Here is a 12,377-nt window from a genome sequence, read left to right as displayed (position 1 = left end):
CGAAAAGCGCGGCTGAAAAACAGAATCAAGCATTCTGCCTGATGGGCAGCAAAGCCGCCAAATAGGCTGCATCAGAAACCGGCCAGGTATCTGCACCTTTCAGCACTTATCATGCACTCAACCATCATGCACTTTGCCATCGCAGGGTAAGCGGCGTTTCTTGCGATACCGTTAATTGCAAATATCGCTGCGCTCGGGTCATTCCTACATACAACAGCCGTACACTCTGCTCTAACTGCTCATCGGCATTCAGCGCATCGGCACCAGTAACGATCACCGCAGGAAATTCCAACCCTTTGCTGGAATGTATCGCCATAATGGCGACCTGATCTTTCAATGGATCGTAAGATTTTTTGTATTCCGAAGTACCCAGCCAATACGCCGGAATACACGCCTCTTTTAACACCCGCGCCAGCGCACCGCCCTGAAATTTATTGGCGTATAACACCGCCATTTCATTCCAGGCCATGCCCTGCTCATGCCAGGCTTTTAAAGCCGAAACCGTATAAGCAAGCTCATCGGCCCAGGCCGATACCCGAACCACTTTAGGCTCTGGCCCGTGATTTCCAGCCGACTCCGGCAGTAATAACGGAATATGGTCGTCGTCGCTGTCTGCCGCACCCAACACATCGGCCGCAAACTGATACGCAAACGCCAGAATTTCACGGGTATTGCGGTAATTCAGGCGTAAAATCGTAGTACGCCCCTGCGCTTTAATGCCCACACTCGACAATGAGAATCCCAGTCCGGAACGCCTGTTATAAATCGACTGTGCATCGTCGTACAGCAACAACAAAGAATCGGATTCGGGGTCGATCATTTGAGTAATCAGCTTCAGCCATTCCGCTTCAAAGTCATGGCCTTCATCAATCAACACCGCACCATATTGAGCGCGTGGAATATGCCCCGCTTCTACACCCTGAATAACCGACGTAACTTGCTTCTCCCAATGCGGTGCATCGCCCGGCACCAAATCCACGAAATAAGTTTTCAATTGCAATCCACACCAATCGTGAAAGTGCATAACAGAAACACGTTCGGCTAACCCCTTTGCATTGATAATGGCGATCAGTTTTCGCGCCAGCGAAATGTTGTAGCACAAAATCAGAATCGGCTTACTACAGGCAGCGGCTAACAACTCCGCACGATACCCCAGAATCAGCGTTTTTCCAGAACCCGCAACCCCATGAATAACCCGATGCCCCATTCCCAGGCTGCGCGCCAGTTGCTCCTGCTGCACGTCCATAATGCGGATAATATCGGGAAACTCTGTTACGGCCTCCTGAGCTGTACCATTATCGGAGCTGGCATCACCCCCAAATAAATCATCCTGCAACCGGATACGCACTTCAGGAAATAAATGCCAGCGGATACGATCAATCTGCGGCAGGCTGAGTTTTTCGCCGAAACGGAACTGGAACATATCCCACAGGCGTTGCTGAAAGGTTTCGGCATCGGCCGATTCGGTCATTTCGTCTTTGTAAATCACCTTAGTGTCGGGCAACACTAATTCCCGATTAGCATCACTGACGCCCGATTGAATCTGCTTGCGGGTGATATTGGTAAACACCGCGCCATAGCCATAGGGCATACAGATTTTACCGGCAAAGGGACTGCCCTCAGCAAACAGCATCTGCGGGTCTTGCTTCAGCCGGTTCACCACCTGAATCATACACTGACGCGCCTGCTCCAGCGGGTTAGCCACCTTTTTTAATCCATCCGCCACCTGCAGCTGTGCCTGATGTTTATCCAACCCGACCAGCGTTTCCGGCTTCCAGTCCTTCACCTCAATAAACAACAAGCCACGGGCCGGATGTAAAATAATAAAGTCCGGATAACGGCGCTCACGCCCTACAGGAATGTCATACCACACCAAATAATCGTCTTCGAGCAGGTCTTTTAAGCGCTGAGCAAAGCGCTTCTCACCCGCGGTCATGCGAGCGAGGACTTCTTTGGTTAAGGCGGGAATTATTTCAGCCATGCAAATTCCGTTTAATTCGTAATTACTGATCAGGTTGTCGCAATCGATCTCAGTATTGCTAATACGCCCAGGAGTCGTGAGCCAACGGTGAGCTGTTCAGCAAATTCCGGCGTTCACGCCAATCAGGTAGGTACTTATCCATAAGCATCATAAAACGCTCGTTATGATGCCGTTCATGCAGGTGCACCAGTTCGTGCACCACAATAAATTCCAGACATTCAGGTGCTTTGCGGGCAAGGTCGAGGTTCAGCCAGATACGGGCTGCTTTAATATTGCAGCTACCCCATTTGGTTTTCATGCGCTTAACGCCCCAGCCATCAGCCTGCACACCTAACACAGGTTGCCAGTATTCCATCAACCGGGCTGTCTCTTCTTTCATCTGCGCCCGGTAATACTCATTCAGCAGCACCATGCGGTTGTCGCGACTGGTACCGGGCTGAACAAATAAGGTGACTTTGGTTTTGCTGACCTTAACTTCGTGCTTGCCAGCACGTTCACGAATATCCAGCCGTAAGCGTTTACCCCAGAGGTAGTGAGTTTCGCCATTCACCATTTCGCGTTCGGACTGGCGCGGCTGGCTGGCAAAACTCTGCTGCTGCTTACGAATCCATGGAATACGTGAGATTACGGCCATACGAATGGCGGTATCGCTCATTTGCTGTGGTGCCGACACCCGCACCTTGCCGTCCGGCGGCAACACATTGATGTGCAGGTTCTTAATGGCTTTGCGCTGCAGAGTCAGCGTCAGCTCTCCGATGCGGAGTTCTGTCACTATTCGTATTCCTTCTGCGCTTTGGCTAAATCCATCACTTGCTGAATATCCACCTCATAACCCGCCGCTTCCTCGCGGATAGCATTGGCTATTTCACGCTCCTTAAAGCGGTCGCCTTTCCAGTCGGCTTTTTTTGTGTAACGAATGGCAGTATCAATACGGGCGGCCAGAACCTCGTCACGACCGAGGTTATCGTACAAAGCGCGCTTCGCTCCGGTATCCATGGTTGGTGGATAAGTGACAGCTGATGTGCCTTCCGGGCGTTTTACCATACGGGCTAGTTTGGCGATTTCTTCCAGATACTTTTTATACTCAATCGCCTTTTCACGGCGCAGAGTAATCAGCTCATCCAACAAGGCAGACATTTTTTCGTAGTAACGCGGGTTAACCGGGTTTTCATCAATGATGGTTTTACGCACGTTGTTTTCGATGGCTTCGGCCATGGCTTCGTCATTTTTGCGCATAGATTCCGGCAGCTGTTCCAGGCCATCCACGCCTTTCTGCACCACCAGTTCAATCAAGCCCAGCTCTTCGAAATCCATCAGCTTTTCGCTGTCATCAGCGCGGATGTACATATCCAGCAGATGACGCATAGCCGGCTCAAAGCGCTTCATTTCCAAATTATCGCGACTTGATAACTTAATTTCTTCGCGCAGCTTTTCGTAATGCGCCACTTCGGCGCGAATGGCGTCTATCTGTTCGCGTGTATAACCCGCATCCTGCATTTCGTTGGCGATATTGGCATAAGCACGGATCAGCTTGGCAACGGATTGATACAGGGTTAAGCGCAAGGCTTCGCGCTCAGTCAGTTCATCGGCATTGTTACCCGACTCACCGCAAAAATAATGCTGATATTCCAGTAAGCCACGCGGGGCTTTCACGTCTTCGCACAGCGCACGCACCACTTCCAGTGCGTTATCTAGGTCTTCTTTTGCCTGCACCAGGCGATCTTTCAGCAGGCCGGCAACGTCTTCCTGATCGTAGCCATCAAAGGCTCCGGCGGTGTAATCCTTAATGGCCTTATCCAGCGAGCGGAACAGGTCTTTATAGTCGATGATGTAGCCATATTCTTTATCGTCGCCATCCAGCCGGTTGACCCGGCAAATAGCCTGGAACAGGTTGTGGTCGGCCATCTGTTTGTCGATATACAGATACGTAGCCGAAGGCGCATCAAAGCCGGTCAGCAGTTTGTCTACAACAATCAGCAGGCGCATTTGCCCCGGCTCTTTGATAAAGCGTTTTTTAACGTCTATCTCAAACTCATCCACGCGGCTGGCGGCTTGTTCTTCCGTGGTTTCAAAATAATCGGCCAACATACGGCGATAAATATCGTACTTGAACAGTTTTTCCGTCAGGCCTTCACCGGTTTCTTCGCCTTTAATGCTGGCGGCCGTTGGCTGAAAGCTGGTAACAATAGCAACCTTGCCGGCCAGATCGGTCTGATTAAACATCTCATAGGCTTTGCACGCCTGATACACGCTGGCACACACCAGCATGGCATTACCACGACCATCCATTAAGCGCGGGCGGGTTTCCATATCCAGCAGAATATCGTTCACAATCTGCTGCAGACGCGACTTGCTCGACAGCACCTTCTGCATGGTGCCCCATTTCTGCTTTAGCTGGGTTTTGGCCAACCCGGACAGTTCGCGGGTTTTAGCCTCAAACCATTCGTCGATCTTTTTCTGCGAGGTAATGTGCTGGTCGATATCACGCGCTTCGTAGCGCAAATCCAGCACCACGCCATCGGCCACCGCCTGATCGAACTTATAGGTATGAATAAAGGGGCCGAACACTTCGATGGACTTTTTCTTGTCCTTCTTCATCAGCGGCGTGCCGGTAAAACCAATAAACATCGCCTGCGGCAGAATGGTTTTCATGGCGTCGTGCAATTTGCCCGACTGAGTACGGTGGCACTCGTCCACAAACACAAACAGGTTGCCCTTGGCCTGAAAATCAGCCGGTAGCGAGGCCTTCAGCTCGGCAATAAACTCGGCGGCGTGTTGTTCGTTGTCATCATCGTCATCACCAAAACGGCCAAACTTATGCACCAGCGAACACACCAGCCAGGGTGTGGGCTTATTCAGGCTATCAATCAGGTCAGCACCGCTTTTAGTGCGGTAAATCTGCTCCTGCACACCACTGAATACTTTCTCGATCTGCTCATCCAGCTCGCTGCGGTCGGTAATAATCAGCACGCGCGCATTGGGCTGATTTTCACGAATCCACTTCGCCAGCCACACCATGGTTAAACTTTTACCCGAACCCTGGGTGTGCCAGATAATGCCACCCTCGCGGCGGGCAATGTGCTTTTTAGCCGCCTGAATACCGAAATACTGGTTGTGCCGGCAGGTTTTCTTAACCCCGGCATCAAACACCATAAAATCGTGAATCACTTCCAGAAAGCGGGCTTTATGGCACAGGCGGGTTAAGTGGTAATCCAGCAGGTTGCCTTCCGGCAGGGTTTCGTCGTCTTTCCATTCCAGATAATGCTTTTCCGGGGTTTCGATGGTGCCGTAACGCAAGCCCTGAGTATCGTTTCCTGCCATCACCAGCTGCAGGGTGGTGAAGAAATTGCGGATAAAGTCTTTCTTCTGATTATCCAGATTCTGGTGAATACCCTCGGTCACACTGACTGACGAACGCTTGAGTTCAATCACGCCCAGCGCAATGCCGTTTACATACAACACCAAATCCGGGCGTTTGGTTTTGGCCGATTGCGCCGTGCCTTTTACCGTTACTTCTTCGGCAATGGCAAAGTCGTTGGCTTCGGGGTTTTTCCAGTCGATCAGCCATACCGTCTGGTTTTGCTCGCCCGCGCCTTCTTTGTCTTTCACGCCGTAACGCAGCAGGCTGTACACCTCCTGATTGGCGTAATACAGGGTTTTGCCTTCGCCCAGTGCGGCAGCGGTATCCAGCTGGCGCATCACACGCTTGATCAGCGCCTCACTGATGCCGCGCTTCTGCAGCCAGGGCACCAGCAAGTCAGGCACCACATTGCGGTTGTCGGACCGGTCGTTCCAGTCGCCCAGATAGCGATACCCCAGCTCATTGCGGAATAACTCCACCACCCGGTTCTGTGTTGCGCGTTCGCGCTGGCCTACTACCGACATACTTCAATCCCTTAAAAGCTATTCCAGTCCAATACCCATCAAACAACAAGCAAAGACCTTTACTGGCTGAAAACCGATTCCAGTCAACCAATTTAGTCCAATAAAATCAGGAACTTAGAGATAAAACCGAGAACAACCCCAGCCAAATACCTAAACTCAGTCAACGAAATATCAAACAACGATCAAACCAATCACGCTGCCTGGTACTGGGCCAGACGCTCAATCGCAATATGCAGGCTGTTGTCATCAAACAACTGATTCTTACGCTGCGCCCAACGCGCTCCCGCTGGCCAGTGCTGCAATGCCGCCCGCACATCGGCCACATTGGCATTAACACCCTCGCGGGTTAACAACCAATCGACGGTTGCCAGCAGCTCCATGCCATAAGGGCTTTCAAAGCCTTCAATCATGGCCGAAGCCATTTCCAGTGCGGGCACATAATCTTTGGCGGCCGAATTAAGATAGGCCTGCACCTTGTTGCGGGCTTCGTCACGAAACCAGATCACATCCAGAGGGTCGCTGTCGGGAATGCGCTTTTCGGCTTTCAGATAGCTGCCATCCAGCGCATTCAGCAGATGATCGAGGTTATTGGCGTAAGGGCCGTAGTTATTAGCAACAAAATTAAGCTGCAGCTTATCGGGCAGGCCCTGCAACTGAATGGCGCGTTGGAGGAACCAGGCCAGTTTCTGAATTTCCAGCAGGCTGCAATCAATACCCAGCAACCAGTAACGCCGCACCAGTTCAGCGACTAAGGCCCGTGCTTCGGTCAGGTTTTGCACGCCGGTACGCTTGGCCACGTTCAGGTAAGCAGCGGTTGGTTCGTACACCAGCACCTGCACACCGGGTATATCACCCAACGCCGCCTCGATACGGGGTTTTACATCCGCCCAGCTCAGGCCTCCATTGCCTGCTCCCAGCGGTGGAATGGCTATCGACTGCACCTGCTGCTCAACAATAAAGCGCCGTAAATCCTGCAGGCCAGACTCCACCCACTCCATGCGGGAGTTACCGCGCCAGTGCTGTTTGGTGGGAAAGTTAACAATCCAGCGCGGGCCCATCAGCTCACCGGTTTCGGTAATAAACATATGCCCGGTCTGAACCTGCTTTTGTTTACAGGCCTGAGCATAGGCCTGCATATTGGCCGGAAAGCGCTCTTTGAACATCAACGCAATGCCCTTACCCATAACACCCACGGTGTTAACGGTGTTTACCAGCGCCTCAACCGGCGCTTCCAGCAAGTTGCCCTGTGTGTATTCAATCATCAGAAGTACCATCCCGGCCGGGCTTCAACCTGAAGCCCCAGCCCTTGTGCTGTTACCTGAGCCTGAACATCGGCCCGGACTGTGTCGTTATGGGTGATGATACCGATCAGCGCTGTAACAGGACAATGCTGATAAACCAGCGCCTCGGCCTGATAACGCTCGATCTTGCCCGGATCATCGAAACTGCGTGCAAAGTCGCGCCGCTGCAGTAAAAGCCAGTCGATCTTATCCAGATGCGCGGCATCGCTATAAAAATTCGCCCATTGGTAATAGGCATGGCTGTCGGTAAAAACGTAGGGCAAGCCTGCCTGTTGCAAGCGATGAATGCTGGACACCAGAATCACAATCTCGTCATTGCTGCGGCGGGTAATGCCGCCCCAGCCGGTCTGAATATTGCGCAACATGGGCGAAAATGGCGTGAAGTAAAACGGCACATAATCATTTAACACGCCAAATGGCGACACCGGCACCGGATGACAGCCACGCTTAGTGATCAGCTCGGGGTTGCCAATGGATACCCAGCTGGCGGAGTGCTGCGCATGATTTCCGGCATACAAACCATTGGCCAGAATCCACGGCAAGTTGTCGCGATGCACAATACGCCAGATCAGGGCTTTCTGAGGATTCAGGCTGGTATATAGCATGGCATCACCTTGCAAACATCCGCGGAGCCACGTTGACATGAAGCGACAAACCAGCTTCTTTCAGGTGCGCCAGAACCGTCGCCCTGTCTGTGTCAGTTTTTACGTAGATAGAATGAAGTTTCGCAGCAGCAACAGTATCCGGCGACAGGCATTCCGCCATACAGGTCTGTTTGTAGTCCTGATCTGTCGCGTAACTATGTGTTTCGCTGTGCATTAAATCCCAGTTAACGGCATTAAAGCCCACGTCATAATCCATAATGTCCGGGGCGGCACCACACAACGGATGACTGGGCACAATCTTCCAGTTATTGGCTTTTGCCAACTCACGATGAACCGCTAAAACAACAAAGGGGGTCGTTGGGTGATTATGCATGACTGCATAGTCAAATGGGGTGCGTGAGAAAAAGTGAAACGGCACATGCTCTTCCAGCCCTTTGCTCTTACGTGACTCCAGAATGCTGTGATCCGCCACATCAGCAAAACCCGCACCCGACAACGCGGTACGTGACTGCAGCCCATTTTTTAAAATCGACGGCAAATTTTCCATTGCCGTGAGGTGATAGAGCAGCTTCTGATTTTTATAATTTTTTGCCATATTATGTCCTTATACCAATCGGGTTCTGCCGGTCAGCAGTTCCTGCATCATACCCTGTTTGATCTGACGGGTTTTGGTGAGGCGCTGCTCCAGTGCCTGCAGTTCTTCATCCATATCGGAGAGGATAGTGGCGATGGCTGTTTGTTCGTTGTATGAAGGAAATGGATATTTGAAATCTATCGCATCTGCAATATTGAAGCATTTTTGAGCTGTCCCATATTGAACGCTCTCTACCTGTGATCGTCCAATACGAGAGTTCATTGTGTAGCAAAGCCACTGACCAACAAATTTATCACCCTGGCGTACAATCATCATTGAGGCACAATTGCACCCATCAAGTTCATCTGGAATAACAGCTGTTACACCTGGCTCTCCAACGCGCACCATAACAATATCCCCAGCTCTTAATCTTGATGCAGGCAACTTGTTGTTACTTTCCGGCGTTATTCTATTTGCACCTTCGCAATCTATTCGATTTTCATATACATGCGAAGCGACTAGCATTGGAATCGTTCCTCTTGGAGAAAAATATGAGGAAGGATTGATAACCAAACCTACTCCTTGTTCGGGTGAGATTTTGCTAAGCTTCTTTAAATCCCAATCCTCCGGAATTTCTCCCAACTCACTTGGTTTGGTGCCTTTTTGGGTGCCGTCTTCACGCAGGGCGAACTGTGGCAGGCGGGTGCGGCCGGTGAGGAGTTGTTGCATGGTGGCGGTTTTGATGGCCTGTTTTTTGGCGATCAGTTTCTCCAGCTCGCTGATCAGGGCATCGACATCGGACAGGGTATTGGCAATGGCAGTTTGTTCTTGTTTTTTTGGCAAAAGAAATTTGAAGTTCTTTACCAGTTCGGTATCCAATACACCCGCACTATTTCCCGCAGAGCTGACAAGCTTTAACAACTCACCTTCCATAGCCAAAATATAAATTGTTAGATATTTCGGGATAACACTTTGATTAGGAATCAGCGCTTTAACATCCTGATTAAAGCATAGTGGGCTAACAACTAAGCCGGCTCTAATCTCTGAATGCAATGCACTTCCTCTAACCAAAAGTAAAGTAGAACCTAGCGGTGCCATTTTGCTTCCGGCATCGACACCTTCACTCGTCAAAAATTGATCGGAAGTCGTAAGCTCAAGCGTTTTTAAAGTAGATCCACTTATCCAGGGAATATTTCCCCGCCAATAATCTAAACGTTTACGATTTGGTGTACCGCCAGATAACCAGTTTGTAACCGCTCCAATAGATAGTGCTTGCCAGTCTTCAGGGATAACCCCCACTTCCGTTTGCTTAAAACCCGGCGGGCACGCTACTCCACCCGGCACAGGGTTATTAAGACTGGCGCTGGCAGTATTTACAAAATAACCCGCACTGGCGTCCGCTACTGTACTGGTACGTCGGCTATCCATGCCTCCGCCCTGCGGGCCGCCGCAAGCGGCGTTCGCTGTTTGTGAAGAAATAGGTTCTCCCGAAAAATTGGTCATACCGTCCACTCCAGCCCCATGGCTTTTAAGTGGCCTGCGACTTTATCGCTTAACGCATCGACCGATTGGGTAATGGCCGGCAGTGGTTCGGCGTAACGTTCTTCCAGTTCTTTGACACGGTTGGCCAGTTGCTGGGTCATGCGTTCAATTTCGGCCTGCAGGCCGGCTTGTAATGTGGCCAGCCATTTATCGTCTACCACCAGCGCTTTGATGTCGTCTTCATCCAGTGCACTGTATTGCTGGAATATGGCCAGGTCGAGTTCGTCCTGGGCTGTTTTTAAGGCCTTTTTGGCTTTGGTTTCAGCGTCCATCAGCTTGCTGCATTGCTGCAGAGCATTCCACTCTTCGTAAGCTTCCGGGTGTTCTGCCTCATAATTATCGTTTAACAACTCAGCGCCACCCAACGTAAGGGTCAATGCTTTAATACGAGCCTTAACCGTCGCAGCAGTGACTTTGTCTTTATCGTTCAGGGCATCGTTGAGCAGGCCGTATTCACCGCTGTTTTTCTCGATGAAGCTTTCCAGTTCCTGCGTGGCGCTGTCGAGGTTGGTTTGTAGTTGTTCGATATGCCGCAGCTGGCTACTGAAAAATCGCTCGGCTATTAACGCCGGCGGGATAAGTTCGGCTTTGTATTTACTTTTGCCAATCACCAGATCAGGCGTTTCTTTCAGCTTTTCGCCTTTTGATACGACCAGCTCACGCAGTTGGGCGGCGGCTTGCCAGCCGTCCTGGGTAATAAAGTACACATCGTCCTGCAATGTGTCGGCCCAGTAGTCCATTAAAATCTGGTACACGTCGTATTTGCTCAGCAGCGGCACGCTGCTGTAGCGGTTAAGCAGGTCTTCTGCAATACGATGGATAATGTCTTTGGGCTTTTCGCTCAGGGTAATTTCATCCAGTGCGGCGGCGCTGGCCCAGTCGTTAAAGGGCTGAGTGCTGGCGTTAGCGAAGGCGGTAAATTCCGGGTGCGCGAGAATACTGGCTTTTACCGCGGAGGCCTTCACCTGCGCAGTACTGTAACCGGGGCGACCCGGCGCAAACAGGCTGGCGCGGATGCTGGGGAATACCTGCCAGTAGCGTTCTAACGCGTCGATATCGCGGTTGGGAATGCCGCCCTGCAGGTGGGCGCTTAAATCGTGCAGGTCTTCGGCTTCGCTGCTGTCGATATAACGCGGAATATTCAGGTTGTAATCGTTAGCGGCAATTTCACTTAACGGCACCATGCGGCTGTAGCGCGGCAGTTGCAGTTGTTTGGTGAATACATCGACGATTTTGTGAATATCCTGCGAGCGCAGGCGGTTTTTATTGCCGTCTTTGGCGAAGCCTTTGCTGGCATCGACCATAAAGATGCCCTGTTTATCACTGGCTTCGCCCGTTGCGCTGAAGGCTCTTTGCGGCGCCTGTTCTTTGTCGATGACAATAATGCAGGCGGGAATGCCGGTGCCGTAAAACAGGTTGGCCGGCAGGCCGATAATGCCTTTGATGTACCCCTGTTTGATCAGGTTTTCGCGGATGCGGGCTTCGGCATTACCCCGGAACAATACACCATGGGGCAGAATCACCGCGCCTTTGCCGGTGCTGTTCAGGCTTTTGAGGATGTGCAGTAAAAAGGCGTAATCGCCGTTTTTTTCTGGCGGAATACCCCAGCTGAAGCGGCCAAATTCATCTTCTTGCGGGTTGATGCCGCTGGTCCAGTTTTTGTTGGAAAACGGCGGGTTGGCCACGGCAAAGTCGAAGGTTTTTAACTGGCCGCTAGCGTCTTTCCACTGCGGTGATGCCAGGGTGTTGCCCTTCCAGATTTTGGCGGTGGCGTTGTTGTGCAGAATCATGTTCATACGCGCCAGCGCACTGGTGGCGTTGTCCATTTCCTGGCCGAAAATCGACAAGCCGCGCGGGGCTTCGTCGCTGGCTTTTAACAACAGCGAGCCGGAACCACAGGTTGGGTCGTATACCGTGGCGTCTTGCGATGTATCGCTGGTAATGCCCACCACTTTGGCGAGAATGCGCGACACTTCGGCCGGGGTATAAAACTGGCCTTTGCTTTTACCCGATTCGGTCGCGAAGTGGCGCATCAGGTATTCGTAAGCATCGCCCAGCAGGTCGTCGCCGTCGGCGCGGTTGCCGGACAGATCGATGCCTTCAAAGATACCAATCAGGTTGGTGAGGCGATCGACCATTTCTTTGCCTTTGCCGAGCTTATCTTCATCGTTGAAGTCGGCAACGTCGATCACACCTTTCAGATCGTTGGCTTCGGCCAGCGCGCCGATGATTTTGTTGATTTTGTCGCCGATTTCTTTGTCGTTTTTGGCGGCGATCATATCGTCGAAGCTGGCACCGGCGGGCACTTCAATCATGCCGTAAGGGGCGTCTTTGTACTTGTCGGATACGTACTTCATAAACAACAGGGTGAGTACGTAATCTTTGTATTGCGAGGCATCCATACCGCCGCGCAGCTCATCGCAGCTGGACCAGAGGGATGAATAAAGCTGGGTTTTCTTAATGGCCATGGTGTTCCTGAATGATTTCTG

General features: G+C 51.5%; 8 protein-coding genes. All 8 read right to left on the bottom strand.

Annotation, left to right across the window (positions count from 1 at the left end; all coding sequences use genetic code 11):
• Positions 1 to 124: 124 nt before the first annotated feature.
• Positions 125 to 1,981 (bottom strand): 3'-5' exonuclease, encoded by a 1,857-nt coding sequence (locus tag B3P58_RS17050; RefSeq protein WP_286719259.1) that lies wholly within the window; start codon positions 1,979 to 1,981, stop codon positions 125 to 127.
• Between the two features lie 58 nt (positions 1,982 to 2,039).
• Entirely contained in the window at positions 2,040 to 2,753 is a 714-nt protein-coding gene (locus tag B3P58_RS17045; protein ID WP_286719257.1) for a M48 family metallopeptidase, read from the bottom strand.
• Entirely contained in the window at positions 2,753 to 5,866 is a 3,114-nt protein-coding gene (locus B3P58_RS17040; protein WP_286719255.1) for a type I restriction endonuclease subunit R, read from the bottom strand. The genes B3P58_RS17045 and B3P58_RS17040 overlap by 1 nt, the downstream gene beginning before the upstream one ends.
• A 191-nt stretch (positions 5,867 to 6,057) precedes the next feature.
• Positions 6,058 to 7,128: a type II toxin-antitoxin system antitoxin DNA ADP-ribosyl glycohydrolase DarG gene (darG, locus tag B3P58_RS17035; protein WP_286719253.1), complete on the bottom strand. Its 1,071-nt coding sequence runs from the start codon at positions 7,126 to 7,128 to the stop codon at positions 6,058 to 6,060.
• Positions 7,128 to 7,772 (bottom strand): type II toxin-antitoxin system toxin DNA ADP-ribosyl transferase DarT, encoded by a 645-nt coding sequence (gene darT, locus B3P58_RS17030; protein ID WP_286719251.1) that lies wholly within the window; start codon positions 7,770 to 7,772, stop codon positions 7,128 to 7,130. The genes darG and darT overlap by 1 nt, the downstream gene beginning before the upstream one ends.
• 4 nt (positions 7,773 to 7,776) lie before the next feature.
• The gene (locus tag B3P58_RS17025; RefSeq protein ID WP_286719249.1) at positions 7,777 to 8,367 is read right to left on the bottom strand and encodes a DarT ssDNA thymidine ADP-ribosyltransferase family protein; all 591 of its coding nucleotides are present in this window, start codon (positions 8,365 to 8,367) and stop codon (positions 7,777 to 7,779) included.
• 9 nt (positions 8,368 to 8,376) lie between these two features.
• Positions 8,377 to 9,849 carry a restriction endonuclease subunit S gene (locus tag B3P58_RS17020; RefSeq protein WP_286719247.1) on the bottom strand — a complete coding sequence of 491 codons (1,473 nt, stop codon included), beginning with the start codon at positions 9,847 to 9,849 and terminating at the stop codon, positions 8,377 to 8,379.
• Entirely contained in the window at positions 9,846 to 12,356 is a 2,511-nt protein-coding gene (locus tag B3P58_RS17015) for a type I restriction-modification system subunit M (protein ID WP_286719246.1), read from the bottom strand. The genes B3P58_RS17020 and B3P58_RS17015 overlap by 4 nt, the downstream gene beginning before the upstream one ends.
• Positions 12,357 to 12,377 lie beyond the last annotated feature (21 nt).

Source organism: Thalassolituus sp. UBA2009, from assembly GCF_002335285.1.
Lineage (GTDB): Bacteria > Pseudomonadota > Gammaproteobacteria > Pseudomonadales > Oceanobacteraceae > Venatoribacter > Venatoribacter alkanivorans.
This window is presented reverse-complemented; position numbering and strand designations above follow the sequence as displayed.